The organism is Geodermatophilus sp. SYSU D00703 (genome assembly GCF_054050155.1).
This window is the reverse complement of sequence record NZ_JBJGYU010000007.1, coordinates 1-15,843: the sequence shown is the minus strand read 5'-3', so window position 1 is coordinate 15,843 and position 15,843 is coordinate 1. Positions and strand designations below refer to the sequence as shown.

The 15,843-nt window shown below is 74.7% G+C and carries 20 protein-coding genes; 15 read left to right on the top strand and 5 right to left on the bottom strand.

Annotation, left to right across the window (positions count from 1 at the left end):
* Window positions 1–31 precede the first annotated feature (31 nt).
* The gene (ypfJ, locus tag ACI782_RS09715) at window positions 32–946 is read left to right on the top strand and encodes a KPN_02809 family neutral zinc metallopeptidase (protein ID WP_456908528.1); all 915 of its coding nucleotides are present in this window, start codon (window positions 32–34) and stop codon (window positions 944–946) included.
* Window positions 947–1,017: 71 nt separating this feature from the next.
* Window positions 1,018–1,779 (top strand): enoyl-CoA hydratase/isomerase family protein, encoded by a 762-nt coding sequence (locus tag ACI782_RS09710; protein ID WP_456908526.1) that lies wholly within the window; start codon window positions 1,018–1,020, stop codon window positions 1,777–1,779.
* A 166-nt stretch (window positions 1,780–1,945) separates the two neighbouring features.
* Here ACI782_RS09710 and ACI782_RS09705 read toward each other — a convergent pair whose 3' ends face one another.
* Complete coding sequence (locus ACI782_RS09705) at window positions 1,946–2,785, bottom strand: siderophore-interacting protein (RefSeq protein WP_456908524.1); 840 nt, start codon at window positions 2,783–2,785, stop codon at window positions 1,946–1,948.
* A gap of 391 nt (window positions 2,786–3,176) precedes the next feature.
* On the opposite strand from ACI782_RS09705, the gene ACI782_RS09700 reads away from it, so the two are divergent.
* The 12 genes from ACI782_RS09700 (at window position 3,177) to ACI782_RS09645 (ending at window position 12,165) form a co-directional block, all read left to right on the top strand.
* Window positions 3,177–4,058: a hypothetical protein gene (locus ACI782_RS09700; RefSeq protein WP_456908522.1), complete on the top strand. Its 882-nt coding sequence runs from the start codon at window positions 3,177–3,179 to the stop codon at window positions 4,056–4,058.
* Window positions 4,059–4,061: 3 nt separating this feature from the next.
* Window positions 4,062–4,637: a phage holin family protein gene (locus ACI782_RS09695; protein WP_456908520.1), complete on the top strand. Its 576-nt coding sequence runs from the start codon at window positions 4,062–4,064 to the stop codon at window positions 4,635–4,637.
* 38 nt (window positions 4,638–4,675) lie between these two features.
* Window positions 4,676–5,374 carry a DUF3618 domain-containing protein gene (locus ACI782_RS09690; protein WP_456908517.1) on the top strand — a complete coding sequence of 233 codons (699 nt, stop codon included), beginning with the start codon at window positions 4,676–4,678 and terminating at the stop codon, window positions 5,372–5,374.
* A 243-nt stretch (window positions 5,375–5,617) separates the two neighbouring features.
* The gene (locus ACI782_RS09685; RefSeq protein ID WP_456908515.1) at window positions 5,618–6,007 is read left to right on the top strand and encodes a response regulator transcription factor; all 390 of its coding nucleotides are present in this window, start codon (window positions 5,618–5,620) and stop codon (window positions 6,005–6,007) included.
* Window positions 6,004–7,260 carry a sensor histidine kinase gene (locus ACI782_RS09680; RefSeq protein WP_456908513.1) on the top strand — a complete coding sequence of 419 codons (1,257 nt, stop codon included), beginning with the start codon at window positions 6,004–6,006 and terminating at the stop codon, window positions 7,258–7,260. Before ACI782_RS09685 ends, ACI782_RS09680 begins: the two co-directional genes overlap by 4 nt.
* A 175-nt stretch (window positions 7,261–7,435) precedes the next feature.
* Entirely contained in the window at window positions 7,436–8,047 is a 612-nt protein-coding gene (locus tag ACI782_RS09675; RefSeq protein ID WP_456908511.1) for a TasA family protein, read from the top strand.
* A gap of 41 nt (window positions 8,048–8,088) precedes the next feature.
* The gene (locus ACI782_RS09670) at window positions 8,089–8,715 is read left to right on the top strand and encodes a signal peptidase I (RefSeq protein WP_456908509.1); all 627 of its coding nucleotides are present in this window, start codon (window positions 8,089–8,091) and stop codon (window positions 8,713–8,715) included.
* Window positions 8,712–9,386, top strand: a complete 675-nt coding sequence (locus ACI782_RS09665; protein WP_456908507.1) for a response regulator — start codon at window positions 8,712–8,714, stop codon at window positions 9,384–9,386. Before ACI782_RS09670 ends, ACI782_RS09665 begins: the two co-directional genes overlap by 4 nt.
* 284 nt (window positions 9,387–9,670) lie before the next feature.
* Window positions 9,671–10,285 carry a TasA family protein gene (locus ACI782_RS09660; protein WP_456908505.1) on the top strand — a complete coding sequence of 205 codons (615 nt, stop codon included), beginning with the start codon at window positions 9,671–9,673 and terminating at the stop codon, window positions 10,283–10,285.
* A 41-nt stretch (window positions 10,286–10,326) separates the two neighbouring features.
* The gene (locus ACI782_RS09655; RefSeq protein ID WP_456908504.1) at window positions 10,327–10,941 is read left to right on the top strand and encodes a signal peptidase I; all 615 of its coding nucleotides are present in this window, start codon (window positions 10,327–10,329) and stop codon (window positions 10,939–10,941) included.
* 124 nt (window positions 10,942–11,065) lie between these two features.
* Window positions 11,066–11,662 carry a hypothetical protein gene (locus ACI782_RS09650; protein WP_456908502.1) on the top strand — a complete coding sequence of 199 codons (597 nt, stop codon included), beginning with the start codon at window positions 11,066–11,068 and terminating at the stop codon, window positions 11,660–11,662.
* 68 nt (window positions 11,663–11,730) lie between these two features.
* The gene (locus ACI782_RS09645) at window positions 11,731–12,165 is read left to right on the top strand and encodes a fibronectin type III domain-containing protein (protein ID WP_456908500.1); all 435 of its coding nucleotides are present in this window, start codon (window positions 11,731–11,733) and stop codon (window positions 12,163–12,165) included.
* 66 nt (window positions 12,166–12,231) lie between these two features.
* On the opposite strand, the gene ACI782_RS09640 is transcribed toward ACI782_RS09645, so the two are convergent.
* On the bottom strand, window positions 12,232–12,930 hold the full coding sequence (locus ACI782_RS09640) for a response regulator (protein ID WP_456908498.1): 699 nt from the start codon (window positions 12,928–12,930) through the stop codon (window positions 12,232–12,234).
* Between the two features lie 249 nt (window positions 12,931–13,179).
* Here ACI782_RS09640 and ACI782_RS09635 point away from each other — a divergent pair, with 249 nt between their 5' ends.
* A complete protein-coding gene (locus ACI782_RS09635) occupies window positions 13,180–14,439 on the top strand; it encodes an acyltransferase family protein (protein WP_456908496.1) in 1,260 nt (419 codons plus the stop codon).
* Between the two features lie 55 nt (window positions 14,440–14,494).
* Here ACI782_RS09635 and ACI782_RS09630 read toward each other — a convergent pair whose 3' ends face one another.
* The 3 genes from ACI782_RS09630 to ACI782_RS09620 are packed head-to-tail and all read right to left on the bottom strand — an operon-like array spanning window position 14,495 to window position 15,704.
* Complete coding sequence (locus tag ACI782_RS09630; protein WP_456908494.1) at window positions 14,495–15,037, bottom strand: class I SAM-dependent methyltransferase; 543 nt, start codon at window positions 15,035–15,037, stop codon at window positions 14,495–14,497.
* A gap of 5 nt (window positions 15,038–15,042) precedes the next feature.
* Entirely contained in the window at window positions 15,043–15,183 is a 141-nt protein-coding gene (locus tag ACI782_RS09625) for a hypothetical protein (RefSeq protein WP_456908492.1), read from the bottom strand.
* A complete protein-coding gene (locus tag ACI782_RS09620) occupies window positions 15,180–15,704 on the bottom strand; it encodes a hypothetical protein (RefSeq protein WP_456908489.1) in 525 nt (174 codons plus the stop codon). The genes ACI782_RS09625 and ACI782_RS09620 overlap by 4 nt, the downstream gene beginning before the upstream one ends.
* Window positions 15,705–15,843: the final 139 nt, after the last annotated feature.

The following is a 15,843-nucleotide window of genomic DNA, read 5'->3' as shown; positions in this document are numbered from 1 at the left end:
GCGTGCCTCACGACCGAGAGGGATGTTCTCGATGAGGTACAGCGAGGGCGCCGACCTCGACACGTCCGGCGTCCAGGACCGGCGCGGCGGCGGGTTCGGCGGCGGCCGCGGGCTGGCGGTCGGTGGCGGCGGACTGGGGCTGGTCGGCGTCGTCGTCCTCGTCCTGTTCCAGCTGCTCGGCGGCGGGGACGGCGGCACGGGCGCGGCGCTCGGCCAGCTGGGCAGCCTCGGTGAGGGGCAGACCGCCGACAACGGCCAGCTCGAGCAGCAGTGCCGGACGGGCGCCGACGCCAACGAGTCGGTCGACTGCGCGGTCGTGGCCGACATCGAGTCGATCCAGGACTACTGGACCGGCGTCCTCGGTGACCGGTACCAGCCCACCGACACGGTGTTCTTCCCGGGCTCGGTGCAGACCAGCTGCGGTGGGGCCACCAGCGGCTCGGGGCCCTTCTACTGCCCGGCCGACCAACTGGTCTACATCGACCTGTCGTTCTTCGACACGCTGCAGCAGCAGTTCGGCGCCGAGGGTGGCCTGTTCGTCAACGCCTACGTGATCGCCCACGAGTACGGCCACCACGTGCAGAACCTGCTCGGCACCAACCAGCAGGTGACCCCCGGCGAGACCGGTCCGGAGAGCGGCACCGTGCGGCTGGAGCTCCAGGCCGACTGCTTCGCCGGCGCGTGGGCCGACCACGCCGAGACGGTGCCCGACGAGTCCGGCCAGCCGCTGATCGCCGAGATCACGCAGGACGACGTCGACCGGGCGCTGGACGCCGCCGGCCGCATCGGCGACGACTTCATCCAGCGCAACCTCGGCGGCGGCACGGTCGACCAGGACGCGTTCACCCACGGCTCGTCGGAGCAGCGGCGGCGCTGGTTCACCACCGGGTACGAGACCGGCGACCCGGCGCAGTGCGACACCTTCGCCACCGACGACCTGGGCTGATGGTGGAGCGCCCCTCTGCCCCCCGCCCCTCGCGAGCTCGCGGCGGGACCCTGCAGAGGGGCCGCTTGCGGGTGGAGACCGACGGTGCGGTCGCCGTCCTGACCATCGCCCGGCCGGAGAAGCGCAACTCGCTCACCGCCGGGATGTGGGCGGCGCTGCCGGAGGTGCTGGCCGGGCCGGCGGGCGACCCGGCCGTGCGCGTGCTGGTTCTCACCGGCGAGGGACCGAGCTTCTGCGCGGGCGCCGACATCGCCGACCTGCTCGGCGGCCCGGACGCCGGGGACCCGATGGCCGCGCTGCGGGCGGACAACCTCGCCGCTCAGGCGGCGCTGCGGGAGTTCCCCAAGCCGACGATCGCCATGATCCGCGGCCACTGCATCGGCGGTGGCGTGGAGCTGGCCACCTGCTGCGACGTGCGGGTCACCGACCCGACCGGCGTCTTCGGGGTGACCCCGGCCCGGGTCGGCATCGTCTACACGCCCGAGTCGACCAAGGCGCTGCTCGACCTGGTCGGCCCCGGCACGACCAAGTACCTGCTGTTCAGCGGGGAACTCCTCGACGCGCCGACGGCGCTGCGCACCGGCCTGGTCGACCGGCTGGCCGCCGCCGAGGACCTCGAGCGGGAGGTGTTCGCCCTCGCCGAGGTGCTCGCCGCCCGCTCCGCCCTGACCCAACGCGCGGTCAAGCAGGTCGTGGCCGACCTGACCGCCGGCGGGGACGGCCGGGCCGTGGCCGACCGCTGGTACCGCGAGACGGTCGCGTCCGGCGAGCTCGCGGAGGGGGTCGCCGCCTTCGCCGAGCGCCGCCCACCGCGCTTCCCCTGGCAGGGCTGATCAGACCGCCATGCCGATGGGCGGCCTTCCGGTCCCGGTCCGCTCCTCGCTCGCTGGCGCTCGCTGCGATGCTCCCGCGACCGTCAGACCGCCATGCCGATGGGCGGCCTTCCGGTCCCGGTCCGCTCCTCGCTCGCTGGCGCTCGCTGCGATGCTCCCGCGACCGTCAGACCGCCAAGGCCTGCTCCTCGGCCTCCACCGCCGCGTTCCACTCGGTCTTCTCCGCGCGCCAGCCCTCGTCGGTCCGGCCCAGCCGCCAGTAGCCGGAGACCGACAGCAGCTCCCGGGGCACCAGGCGCTCGGCGCGCAGGAACCGGCGCAGGTCACGCACGAACCCGGCCTCGCCGTGCACGAACGCGTGCACCGAGCCGGCCGGCAGCTCAGCAGCCAGGACGGCGGCGACCAGCGCCACGCCGGGCGGACCGGCGCGGTGCACCCACACCAGCTCAGCACCGGCCGGGAGGTCGAGGTCCTGCTCCTCGGCGGCGTCGGCCACCTCGACGAACGCCCGCGCCGACGCCCCCGCCGGGAGGCGCTCCAGCGCGGCCGCGACGGCCGGCAGCGCGGTCTCGTCGCCGACGAGCAGGTGCCAGTCGGCGTCCGGGCTCGGGGTGTACGCGCCCCCGGGGCCCAGCACCTGCACGGCGTCCCCGGGCCGGGCGGCCACCGCCCACGGGCCGGCCACGCCCTCGTCGCCGTGGACGACGACGTCGAGGGTGAGCTCGCCGGTCGCGGCGTCCCACGCGCGCACCGTGTAGGTGCGCAGGCACGGCCAGAGCTCCTGCGGGTGGGTGGCCTTGACCTGCTCGACGTCGAACGGTGCCGCGTAGGGCGCGCCGGCGGGCGGCAGCACGAGCTTCACGTAGCTGTCGGCGTGCTCGGGCGCAAAGCCGGCCAGCCCCTCCCCGCCGAGCACGAGGCGCACCAGGTGCGGGGTCGGCCGCGTGGTGCGCAGCACCGTGGCCAGCCGGGGGGTGCGCGGTCGGCGCGGGGCCTGGTCGGCCATGGACGCTCCTCAGGTCGGGGAGTAAGGCGTGCCTCACCTTAGTCCGATCCGGGCGGCCGTGGGACCCCCGCACCGGACGGGCCCGTTTCGCTCTCCCGACTGCGGGTATGCGGTCACCTGCGACAACGGCGCCACCAAGACGCGGTGAGCACGACCGGCCGCGCCCTCGGACCCGGGATCCGGGGGCTCACGGCCACCGCCTCGCCTCCTCCGCCGGCCTGCGACGACGCGCCCGGCGGTCGAGCACCGCGCGACCCGGCCGCCCCCTGCGGGCAGCCGGACCCCTTGTCTACCTGCGCATTCGACTCCGACGGCCGTCTGTCGGACATGTGTGGGTGATCGCGATCTGGGTAGCGCCTGCACCGACCACGAAGCACGCCGAGGAGGAACCATGACGCACTCCATGGACACCCCGCTCCCGCCGCCCCCGTCGACGCCCGGCTCGGGCGCGACGGCCGGGACGACCACGACCGGCACGACGACCGTCGGCACCACGACGAGCACGTACGGCTCGAGCTCCCCCTCCACCACAGACGTGGCGAAGGACGAGGCCCGCAACGTCGGCCAGACCGCGGCCGAGGCCGGCAGCCAGGTCGCCTCGACCGCCGCCGACCAGGCCAAGCAGGTCGCGCAGGAGACCAAGCAGCAGGCTCAGAACCTGCTGGACCAGGGCCGTTCCCAGGTGCGCCAGCAGGCCGCCACGTCGCAGCAGCGGGCCGCCGAGGGGCTGCAGGGCATCGCCTCCCAGCTGCGCGGCATGGTCGACGGCAGCGGCACGCCCTCCGGTCCGGCCCGCGACCTGGTGGAACAGGCCACCGGGAAGGTCGAGCAGTTCGCCGGCTGGCTGCAGAACCGCGAGCCGGCCGACCTGCTGGAGGAGGTCCGCTCCTTCGCCCGCCGCAAGCCGGGCACCTTCCTGCTGGGCGCCGCCCTCGCCGGCGTCGTCGCCGGCCGGCTGACCAGCGGCGTCAAGGCCGTGCACAGCGACTCCGGCTCCGTGACCGGGCAGCACCGGGCCGAGACGGTGGGCTACGCACAGACCAACTACGTCGCCCCGGCGCCGGCCTACTCCGGCTACACGGGCACGACGACGGGCTACACCGAGACGACCGGCTACGGCGAGACGGCCGGCTACAGCGGCGCCCCGACCACGGGCACGACGCCGGTCCCGCCGCCGCCCTACGGCACCGTCCCGCCCGAGGGCGCCGCTGTTCCGCCGACCACGACGTCCGGCTGGGACGACCCGGCCCGCCAGCCCGGCCGGGGGTACTGACCGATGACGACTCCCTACTCCGGCGCGACACCGGTCGGGTCGCCGCAGGGCTACCAGGACCCGTCGCAGCAGGGCTACCCGCAGGACCCGGCGCAGGGGGGCTACGCGCAGGGCAACTACACCGTCTCCCCCGAGCAGGCCGCCACCTACGGCGCGCACAGCGGCGCCATGGGCACGCCGACCACTGCTGAAGGGCGCCCGGACGTCGAGGGCACCACGGTCGGCCAGCTGATGGGCGAGGTCGCCAAGGACCTCTCCACGCTGATGCGCCAGGAGCTCGAGCTGGCCAAGGCCGAGGTCAAGGCAGAGGCGACCAAGGCCGGCAAGGGCGCGGGTCTCATGGGCGCCGCCGGGTTCGCCGGCTACATGGTGCTGCTGTTCCTCTCCATCGCCCTGTGGTGGGCGTTGGAGAACGTGATGGACGCCGGGCTGGCCGCGCTGATCGTCGCGGTCATCTGGGGCATCGTCGCGGCGGTCACCTACGCGATGGGCCGCAAGCAGTTCAAGCAGGTGAACCCGAAGCCCGAGCGCACCGTCGACACCCTCCAGCAGGTGCCCGGCGCGCTCAAGCCCAACTGACCCGCGGCCCTCGGTCCTCTCAGACATCGGAGTTCGACATGACCACCAGCAACGACCCGGAAGCCATCCGTCGTCAGATCGAGGCCACCCAGCGTGAGCTGAGCTACGACGTCGACGCCCTCAACGAGAAGGTCAACCCCGCCCGGGTGATGGACCGGCGGGTCACCGCGGCCAAGGGCCGCATCACCCGCGCGAAGGAGAGAGTGATGGGGAGCGCCCAGAACGCCCGCGACTCGGTGATGGGAACCGCGCACGACACCCGCGCGACGGCCCAGTACCACGCGCAGAACGCGGCCGGGACGATCCAGGACAAGGCGCACAGCGCCGCCGAGTCCGTGCAGGACGCCGCCTCCTCGGCGGCGACCGCGGTGCAGCAGGCGCCGGACACCATCGTCCGGCAGGCACAGGGCAACCCGCTGGCCGCCGGGCTGATCGCCTTCGGGGTGGGCTGGCTGGTCTCCAGCCTGCTGCCGGCCACCGAGAAGGAGCGGCAGCTCGCGCAGCAGGCCGAGACGGCGGTGCGCGAGAACAAGGACGCTCTGCTCGCACCGGCCAAGCAGGCCGCGCAGGAGATCAAGGAGGAGCTCCAGCCCGCCGCGCAGCAGGCGGTGGAGGACGTCAGGTCCACCGCGCAGGACGCCGCCCAGACGGTCAAGGAGGAGGGCCGGTCCGCGGCGCAGGACGTCCAGGGCCAGGCCCAGGAGTCGCGGCAGACGGTGCAGAGCCACACCAGCTGAAGACTGGCCTCCCCGCCCCCGCCACTCGCACCCTCGCGGCGGGCCCCGGCAGGGAGGCCGCCACCACCACGACCACCGCGCCCCGCCGGGTATCCCGGCGGGGCGCGGTGCGTCGTGCAGGTCCTCCCCTGTTGGGGTGAGCAGCCGCGTCGGGATCTGCAGGACCGGGGGCGGGACGCCGAGGTCGTCCGGGAGGACACGACCGCCCGGACCGCCGGGACGCCGGACCGAGGGAGCCCGCCCGTGCCGACCGCGCCCCCGCGCGTGCTGGTCGCCGACGACGAGGACGACATCCGGGCGCTCGTGTGCCTGGCCGTCCGCCGGGCGGGCGCGACCGTGGTCGCCGACGTGGTCGACGGGACGGCCGCGCTGACCGCCGCGCGGGCCGAGCCCCCCGACCTCGCCGTCCTCGACGTGTCCATGCCCGGCGCGAGCGGGCTGGAGGTCTGCGCCGCCCTGCGCGCCGAACCGGGCACGGCCGCCGTCCCCGTGCTGCTGCTGTCGGCCGGGGCCTCCCCGGACGACGTCGCGCGCGGGCTCGCCGCCGGCGCCGACGCCTACCTCGCCAAGCCCTTCTCGGTCGCCGGGCTGGTGGCCCGCATCCGGGACCTCACCACCGGAGCGTCCGCATGACCACCGCCGAGGCCTCCCGGCCGACCGCCGACTCCCACTCGCTGCAGGCGGAGGTGGACCGGCTGCGGGCGGAGAACGCCGCCCTGGTCACCCGGATGCAGAGCCGCGACGGCGAGCTCGAGGTCGCCACCCGGATGCTGCAGGCGCGGGCGCAGACGATGACCAGCGTCATCGACGCGGTGACCGAGCAGTCGATCATCGGCACCGACGTCGACGGCGTCATCCGGGTCTGGAACCCGGGGGCGGAGCGGATGCTGGGGCTCCCCCGGGCCGCCGTCGTCCGCCGGCGGATGATCACCGACTTCCACCTGGCCGAAGAGCTGGCGGAGGCCGGTGGCGGGCTGACCGGGCTGGTGCGCACCGCTCGGGAGCAGGGCAGCGACGTCCGGGACTGGACCTACGTGACCACCGCGGGCGAGGAACTCACCGTCTCCGTCGCGGTCACCCCGCGCACCGACGACAGCGGCGCGCACGCCGGCTGGAACTTCGTCGGCACGGACATGACCGAGGTCCGGGCCACCGAGCGCATGAAGGACCAGTTCGTGAGCCTCATCAGCCACGAGCTGCGCACGCCGTTGAGCTCGATCCTCGGCTATCTGGAGCTGGTCCTGGACGACCCCGACCAGCCCCTCACCGACGAGCAGCGGCAGTACCTCACCACCGTGGAGCGCAACGCCCAGCGCCTGCTGCGACTGGTCGGCGACCTGCTGTTCACCGCGCAGGTCGACGCCGGCCGGTTCAGCCTGCAGCCCGAGGACGTCGACCTCGCCGCCGTCGTCCGCGCCGCCGAGGAGACCGCCCGGATCACCGCCGCCACGGCAGGCGTCGACGTGGCGGTGGACGTGCACGACGGCGACCTGGTCGTCCGCGGCGACGCCGTCCGGCTCGGTCAGGCCTGCGACAACCTCGTCTCCAACGCGGTGAAGTTCACCCCGCGCGGCGGCCGGGTCACCCTCACGCTGCGGGAGGCCTGGCGGACGCCGGACGGCGAGGTCGCCGACGACCCGCGGCCGGACGCCGAGCCCGTCGCCCGGCTGTCGGTCAGCGACACCGGGATCGGCATCCCCGCCGGGGAGCAGGCGCAGCTGTTCGCCCGCTTCTTCCGGGCCTCCACCGCCCGCCGCGCCGCGGTCCCCGGCGTCGGCCTGGGGCTGGCGATCACCAAGGCCATCACCACCGCGCACGGCGGCACGCTGGAGCTGTCCAGCGTCGAGGGAGAGGGCACCACCTTCACCCTCACCCTGCCGCGCTGACGAAGGACCGCGCCGGCACCCGCCGGGCACCTCGCGAGCCTCCCCGGGACCCGATCCCGCGGGAGGCTTGCGCCTTTCTTGCGGGAAGTGGACGGGGGGCCTGCGGTTCGGCCTCGAGAGTCGTCCCTGTCGCCGGAACAGCCCGTTCCGGTCCCCACGACAGGAGACGCAGGACATGAGCACCCGGAACAACCGCAACACCACCCGCAAGGTCGTCGGCTCGCTCGGCGTGATCGGCGCGGCCGCCGCCGTCGCCGGCCTGGGCACCTTCGGCACCTTCACCGACTCCACCACCCCGGTCACGACCGAGGTCGCCTCGGGCACGGTCGACATCAACCTGGCCCAGCCGGCCGCCGCGATCCCGGCGACCACCGCCAACTTCCTGCCCGGTGACTCCATGTCCCGCGCGGTCACGCTGTCGAACAACGGCAGCGCGCCGCTGTCCTCGGTCACCCTGGGCGTGACCTCCTCGACCAGCACCGTGCTGACCACAGACACGACGAACGGTCTGCGGCTGTCGCTGGAGTCCTGCTCGGTGGCCTGGACGGAGGGCGGCACCGTGTCGGCGCCGACCTACACCTGCTCGGGCACGAAGAAGGCCGTGGCGCTCGGCCCGGTCGTCAAGAACTTCCCGCTCTCCAACGTCGCCAGCCTCAACCCCGGTGGCGTCGACCACCTGGTCTTCACCATCTCGCTGCCGACCTCGGCCGACAACGCGTTCGCCGGCAAGGACAGCACGCTGAGCCTGACCTTCACCGGTGTCCAGCGCAACGGCACGGCCCGCTGACCCGACCGACCGCCGTCCCGACAGCCGTCCGGAGAGCCGCCATGACCGCCGTCCTCCCCCTCGCCGCGCCGGGGGCAGCCCACCTGCTGTCCCCGGCCGCGGAGGCGCCCCGCACCGGGAGCCTCCTCCGCCGGTCCCTGGGACTGCTGACCCGCTGGCTCACCCGGCTGCTCGTCCTCGTCGCGGTGCTGGCCTTCGCCGGCCTGGCCATCGGCCCGCACGTGCTCGGCTACCGCACCATGACCATGCTCACCGGCTCCATGGCCCCGGCCATCGACCCCGGCGACGTCGTCGTCACCACCCCCCTCGACGTCGCCGACGTCCGCGAGGGCATGGTCATCACCTACCACATCCCCATCGACGACCACCGCGTCGTCACCCACCGCGTCACCCACCGCGTCACCGACGTCACCCACGCCCCCGACGGCACCGTCACCGTCCACACCCAGGGCGACGCCAACGACAGCCCCGACCCCTGGACCGCCGTCCTGCTCGGCGACACCGCCTACCAGGTCCAGGCCGTCATCCCCGAACTCGGCCACCTGCTCACCGCCCTGCGCACCCCCTGGATCGGCCACGCCCTCGTCTACGGCGCCCCCACCCTGCTGGCCGGCTGGCTCCTGCTCAGCATCTGGCGCCCCACCCGCGACGAGGAGGACGACGCGTGAGCACGCCGCACCGTCCTCCGGCCGCCCTGGTGGTCGACGCCGACGCCGCCGACCGCGCCCGGGTCGCGCACCTGCTGCGGGTCACCGGGTGGGCGGTCTCCGAGGCCAGCGGCACCCGCGAGGCCGTGGCGCTGGCCCGGCGCGTGGACCTGGACCTGGTCGTCACCGACCTGCCGGCCCCGGCCGGCGAGGGCCCGGCCCTGCTCCGCCGGCTGCGCCTGGCCGGCAGCCGTGCCCACCTGCTCGTCGTCGCCGGGGACACCGCCCCGGAGGAGCGGACGGCCGCGCTCGCCGCCGGCGCCGTGGCCTGCCTGCCCAAGCCCGTGGGCGCCGAGATCCTGCTGGACCTGCTCCGCGGCCGGACGCCGGCTCCGCAGCCGGTGACCGAGGTCGGCGACCTGCACGACGAGGACGTGGACGCCGACGTGATGGACCGGCTGCAGGAGCTCTACGCCACCGCTCTGCCCGACCGGCTCACCGCGATCACCGACCGCGCGCGGGCCGGGGACGCACCCGCCCTCGCCCACGTCTCCACGACGCTCGCGGGGACCAGCGCTCAGCTCGGCCACCCGGAGGTCGCCGCGGTCTGCCGGGCGATCGCCCGCGACGCCCGCCGCGGCATCCTCGCCCACGACCTCGTCGTCGAGCTGCGCTCGCTCGCCCGCGCCTGAGCGAACCCCCGCCCGCCGGCCGCGGCCGACCCCCGGCGCCCGACCCACCGGCCGCCTACAGCCGCCGCGCCCCACACACCGGCCGCCCCTGTCTCCCGCGCCCGACCCACCCCGATCCCCCGTGGGCCACCCGCCCACGGACTGCTCGAAGCTCCCGCCCTGACGCCGCGGGAGCCTTGCGCCTCTCTTGCGGGAAGTGGGCGGGGGGCCTGCGGTTCGGCCTCGAGAGTCGTCCCTGTCGCCGGAACAGCCCGTTCCGGTCCCCACGACAGGAGACGCAGGACATGAGCACCCGGAACAACCGCAACACCACCCGCAAGGTCGTCGGCTCGCTCGGCGTGATCGGCGCGGCCGCCGCCGTCGCCGGCCTGGGCACCTTCGGCACCTTCACCGACTCCACGACGCCGGTCACGACCCAGGTCACCTCGGGCACCGTGGACATCAACCTGGCCCAGGGTCCGATCGCGGTCCCGGCCGGCGTCGCGAACTTCGTCCCCGGCGACTCGCTCAGCCGGGCGGTCACGCTGTCCAACAACGGCAACTCGGCACTCTCGTCGGTCACGCTGGACGTCACGTCCTCCACCTCGACCGTGTTGACGACCGACGCGACCAAGGGCCTGCAGCTGTCGCTGAAGTCCTGCTCCGTCGCGTGGACCCAGGGCGGCACCACCGATGCCCCGACGTACGCCTGCTCCGGCACGCAGCGCGACCTCATCACCGCCGGCCAGGCCGTGGGCACCGACGAGCTGGTGACCCCCAACAGCCTGAACCCGGGGGGCACCGACAACCTCGTCTTCACGATCTCGCTGCCCACCACGGCGGACAACGCCTTCCAGGGCAAGAGCAGCGCCCTGACGCTCACCTTCACCGGTGTCCAGCGCAACGGCACGGCCCGCTGACCCGACCGACCGCCGTCCCGACAGCCGTCCGGAGAGCCGCCATGACCGCCGTCCTCCCCCTCGCCGCGCCGGGGGCAGCCCACCTGCTGTCCCCGGCCGCGGAGGCGCCCCGCACCGGGAGCCTCCTCCGCCGGTCCCTGGGACTGCTGACCCGCTGGCTCACCCGGCTGCTCGTCCTCGTCGCGGTGCTGGCCTTCGCCGGCCTGGCCATCGGCCCGCACGTGCTCGGCTACCGCACCATGACCATGCTCACCGGCTCCATGGCACCGGCCATCGACCCCGGCGACGTCGTCGTCACCACCCCCCTCGACGTCGCCGACGTCCGCGAGGGCATGGTCATCACCTACCACATCCCCATCGACGACCACCGCGTCGTCACCCACCGCGTCACCGACGTCACCCACGCCCCCGACGGCACCGTCACCGTCCACACCCAGGGCGACGCCAACGACAGCCCCGACCCCTGGACCGCCGTCCTGCTCGGCGACACCGCCTACCAGGTCCAGGCCGTCATCCCCGAACTCGGCCACCTGCTCACCGCCCTGCGCACCCCCTGGATCGGCCACGCCCTCGTCTACGGCGCCCCCACCCTGCTGGCTGGCTGGCTCCTGCTCAGCATCTGGCGCCCCACCCGCGACGAGGACGACGACGCATGACCGCCGACCCCGCGACCTTGCGGATCTCTTGCGGTTCCCTCGCGGGGTGCGTGCGGTCCGGCCAGGAGAGTCGTACCTGGCCGCCGGGGCACCGAGTCCCGCACCGGACAGACAGGGAGTGACCGTGAGCGCCGTCCGCCGCACCGTCGTCCTGCTCGTCCTCACCGTCGCGGTGATCGTCGGCGCCCCGCTGCCGGCGCAGGCCCTCTTCGCCGACACGACCGCCGTGGCGACCACGGTGGGGACGCGGACCGTGCAGCCGCCGACCGGCGTCCGGGTGGACACCGAGTGCACCACGACGACGACCGTGATCGAGCAGACCTACACGGTCAACCCCGGCCTCGGGACCACCACGCGGACCAGCTACAGCGAGGCTCGGTCCACGGCCCCCAGCAACAGCAACGTCGAGAGCGACACCACGACGACGACGTGGACGAGCGCCGTCGACTACACGACCACGCGGACGATCAAGGACACCGAGCTCTACGCCACCGGCAAGTGGAAGGCCAGCGCGACGCCCGGCGTCACCGGGTACCGGCTGGCCGCGATCCTCAACAACGGCTGGACCTACCCCCTCGAGGACGCCGGCCCGACCGCGACGACCGTGACCGGGCACTACGACGCCGAGGTGGTGGACCTCCAGGCCCGCCTGGCGATGGTGACGCTCACCAGCTACGGCTGGACGGCGAACTCCGAGCTGAGCAACGTCGTCACCTGTTGACCGCACGCGGTCCCCGCGCCCGCCGCACGAACACACCCGATCCCGGAACCGATGGAGAGGAGGAGCCCGTGAACACCGTCCGTCGCACCGTCACGGTGCTGGTCCTGACCATGGTGGTCGTCCTCGTCGGCAGCATCTCGGCGTCGGCTGCCTACCGGGACACCGTGACCGTCGGCCAGGTGTCTGTGACCACGCCCACGATCAGCGCGCCGGCCACCGTCTCGGCGACGAAGAACTCCTGCTCGAACGCCCGCTGGATGGGCGTGACCGTCGCCTGGCAGCCCAGCACCTCATCCCGGATCAGCGGGTACCAGGTGACCGCCTACCGGGACGACGGGCGCGTCTACCCGGTGGACACGGTCGGTGCCGGCACCACGTCGGTGACGACCACCTTGGACAAGCACGACGGCCCCGTCACGTCGTACACGTTCACCGTGACCACGACGACCGCCTACGGCTGGACCAGCACCGAGTCCCTCCGCTCCGGGACGGTCACCTGCTGACCCCGCACAGCCCGGCGGGCCCGGACCTCATGGGAGGTCCGGGCCCGCCGTCGTGCCGGGACGAGGTCAGGCGACCAGCCGGTAACCCACCCCGCGGACGGTGCGGATCTCCGGGGAGCTGAGGCCGGCGGCCTGCAGCTTGCGGCGGAGGTTGGACATGTGCGCCTCGACCAGGCGGACGCTGCCCTCCCAGTCGGTCTGCCAGACCTCGCGCAGCAGCGTCTCCCGCTGCAGCACGCGACCGGGCCGGGAGGCCAGGGCGGCGAGCAGGTCGAACTCGGTGCGGGTCAGGTCGACGACGGCGCCGTCCACCCGGACCTCGCGGCTGTCCTCGTCCACCTCGAGGTCGGCGAGCCGGAGGACGGACTCCTCGACCGGGGCCGGACGGGGCTCCGGCACGCGCGGACGGCGCAGCATCGCCTGCACGCGGGCGACGAGCTCGCGGGGCGAGAACGGCTTGGCCATGTACCCGTCGGCGCCGACGGCCAGGCCGATCAGCAGGTCGACCTCCTCGGCGCGCGCGGTGAGCATGAGGACGTAGCACTCGCTCTCGGCACGGATCTGCCGGCAGACCTCGGTGCCGTCCGCGTCGGGGAGGCCCAGGTCCAGGACGACGACGTCCGGCACCGCGCGCCGGACCTCGGCCAGTGCCTCGGCACCGGACGCGACCGCACGGACGTCCATCCCCGCCCTGCGCAGGACCGTGCAGACCAGTTCCCGGATCTCCTCGGTGTCCTCCACGACGAGCACGGACTGCTCGGCCACGACCTTCCTCCATCCGCTCCGCTGGTGGGACTCCGGCGACGGAGCTCCCGTCACCTGAGCGGGTGATCGGCCCCGCGCCGGACCCCCTTGAGCGGTCCGGCGCGGGCTCCCCCGAAGGGAGGAGGCGCGACCGAAGCGTGAGTCCGGTCACACCGGTCGTGTCCTGAGCAGCCGGGATGACGCAGCGTCGCGTCTGCATCACGCCGTTCCCGTGCGGGCCCGGGACGCGGCTCCTAACGTCGACGCGCGATGGCGTCGGCAGCGGGCAGCGTGGAGCAGGACGCCCTGGCTCGCCGCCCGGCACCGGGTGGACGGCGGCTCGACCTCGACGTCGTCCGCGGCCTGGCGATCCTGCTCGCGCTGGGCTGGCACTTCAGCCGCCACCCCAGCGGAAACGCCGTCCTCGACACGCTCCAGTGGCCCGGCCGCACCTTCGGCTGGGCCGGCGTGGACCTGTTCTTCGTGCTCAGCGGCTTCCTCGTCGGCCAGCTCGTGCTCCGTGAGCACCGGCGGACCGGCCGGTTCGACGGGGTCCGGTTCACCGCCCGCCGCGCGCTGAAGCTGTGGCCGGTCCTCTACGTGTTCCTCGCCGTTCAGGTGGTCGCGGGGCCGGAGCCGTGGGACACCTACCTGTGGCAGAGCGCGCTGCACGTGCAGAACTACGCCGGCACGTCCCTGGTGCACCTGTGGTCGCTGGCCGTCGAGGAGCACTTCTACCTGGCCCTGGTCGTCCTGTTCCCGCTGCTGACCCGGCGGGGACGCAGCCCGCGACTGTTCGTCGGCCTGCTGTGCGGCGTGCTGGTCGCAGCCCTGGCACTGCGCGTGGCGGGTACCGCCGCCGGCCTGCACGACGTGACGGTGCAGTGGCGCACCCACTTCCGCGCCGACTCCCTGGCCGCCGGGGTGCTGCTGGCCGTGGTCGCCGTCCACCGGCCCGCGGTGTACGACCGCCTGCTGCGCCGGCGGTGGCTGTGGGCCGCCGGGCTGGTCCTCGGCGGGTGGTTCCTCGCCACGGTCGGCAAGGAGGGCCCGCTCGGGCAGACGCTGGGCTACACCATGGCCTACCTGACCGCGGCGGCACTCCTCCTGCTCGTGCACCGGGCTCGGTGGGTGCCCCGTGCCCGTCCGGTGACGGCGCCCCTGGCCGCGCTCGGCCGCTACTCGTACGGCGTCTACATCTGGCACATCGCCGCGGCGGAGTTCGTGCTCGGCCGGCTGCCGGGTGTTGCCTACGCGTCCTGGAGCCCGCTCGAGCAGGCGCTCAAGTACGGGTCGGCGATCGTCGTGGGCGTCGCGGCCACCCTGCTGGTGGAGCGGCCGGTGCTGCGGGCGCGCGAGCGCTGGCTCCCCGGCCGGACGACGACGCCGGCCGGGACGCCCGCCGTGGAGGCGCCGTCCGGGACGCCCGCCGCGGAGGCGCCGGCCGGGTGGAGTGTCGGGCCGGCGCTGCCCGCTCTCCGGCGGGCGCCGCACCCGCCGGAGCGGGAGTCCTCGCTCGTCCCGCGCTGACGCGCCGCGACGACCCGGACGGCGACGACCGGGGCGGCCGCGACGACCGGGGACGTCAGCACCCGCCGGCCACCGCCCGGGGGCGACGGTGCAGCCGGACCGCGGCCGACCCGATCGGCGTGGCGGGGCGCCGGGACACGCCGTCGACGACGAGACCGTGCCGGGCGGCGTGCGCGGCGACCGCGTCCACCACGGCGACCTCGGCGCCCGGCCGCATGACCGAGAAGGCCACCACGACGCGACCGCCGGGGGCGAGCACGCGGTCGACGACGGCCCAGGTCCCCGCGGCGTCCGGATCCCAGAACGCCCGCACGTCGAACGAGACCACGACGTCGAACGCCGCGGCGCCCAGGTCGGCGTCGAGCAGGGGTGTCGACTGCAGGCGGATCCGGCCGGCCTCGAGCGCGGCGCGGTTGCGCCGGGCAGCCGCCGCGACGCCGGCCGCGGACCGGTCGACCCCGACGACCTCGGCTCCGCGGTCGGCGAGCAGCGCGACGAGGGCGCCCGGGCCGCAGCCCACCTCGAGCACCCGCTCGCCGGGCTCGGGCGCGACCACGTCCGCGGCCCAGGCCATCCGCTCCGACGGTGCAGCAGCCACGGCGCTCAGCTCGGCCGGCACGGGCCCGGGGGCAGGACAGCCCCGACCCGCGTGGAGACGACGTCCAGCACGTCGGCCGGCACCAGGACGTCCGGGGCGGTGTGCAGGTCGAGCAGGGCGTCGGCTCGGCCGAGGAGATCGATCACGGTGCCGAACCTAGAGGCACCGGGGACGGCGCAGCTCCGCTGACCGCCGTCACGCCGCTGGAGCCAGTGCCGCACGTGGTGGGCGGGCAGCCGGGGCGGGCACAGCCGCCGTCACGACGGAGCAGGGCACGGCGTTGCGCGCGGGTGGCCAGTCGTCGGGCGCGGCCCACCGCCGGCGGCTCCCGGCCGGCCGCGAGCATCGTCACGACGGTGGCCTCGCAGAGCATGCGGCGCACGTCCGCGGGCTGCAGGGCGGGGCCAGCCTCGAGGTGAGCCCGCCCCGCAGCGGCGTCGTCGGCGAGGACGGCCGCACCGGCGTGCACGACCCGCTCGGTCTGCGAGGCAGTGGCCTCCAGCGCGAACTCCAGCAACTCGGCCTCGGTCTCCGGCTCGGCGACGCGGGTCAGTGCGCGCACCTTGGAGTAGGGCAGCCGGCCGGCCGCGAACGCGGCACCGATCCGCGGTGGGACGATCAGTGCCCGGGCCACCCGAACGTGCTCGCGCGCGGTGCCGGGAGACATGCCGCACTGCCAGTGACAGTTCCTGCAGGTCAAGCCGTCGAGGGGGGGGGGGGGGGGGCGGGGGGCGGGCGGGGGGGGGGGGGGGGGGGGGGGGGGGGGGGGGGGGGGGGGGGGGGGGGGGGGGGGGGGGGGGGGGGGG